This window comes from Clostridium sp. UBA1056 (genome assembly GCA_002316385.1).
Taxonomy (GTDB): Bacteria; Bacillota; Clostridia; order Clostridiales; family Clostridiaceae; genus Clostridium_J.
The window spans coordinates 116,409-116,811 of sequence record DCDL01000001.1 but is presented as its reverse complement, the minus strand read 5'-3'; the positions used below and the strand labels follow the sequence as shown (position 1 = coordinate 116,811).

Below are 403 nucleotides of genomic sequence, written 5' to 3'. Positions count from 1 at the left end.
TAAATTTTTTATAGTATAGCCACTACCATCAAATGTTCCTGTAAATGGAACATCTTTATTTCCTATTGGAATAAAATCTATACCGTCTAGATTTATATCATTTGCTAACTTATAGCTGGCAGAAAGATTATCACGAATTTCTGATAATTGCTCAGCGGAAGTTATAATATAGGGATCAGAAGTTGTTCCACTACCATTCATCGATAATGCAAATGCTTTTGGTGTATTTATACAGCCTAGTATAAATACACTTAATGTTGCTAAAATAGCAACGGAAAGTTTAGTTTTGTTAAGAAGTTTCTTAAAATTCATATGACACCTCACATTTTTTAAAATATAATTAATAGAACACATAGCAAACAAATTTATACTTTACTTTATATAAACAGAGTTCTAAGCTTCA

General features: G+C 28.5%; 1 pseudogene. It reads right to left on the bottom strand.

The features are described from left to right. Positions 1–312, bottom strand: a pseudogene (locus B3W71_RS00605) (hypothetical protein); the annotation flags it as partial. Positions 313–403: the final 91 nt, after the last annotated feature.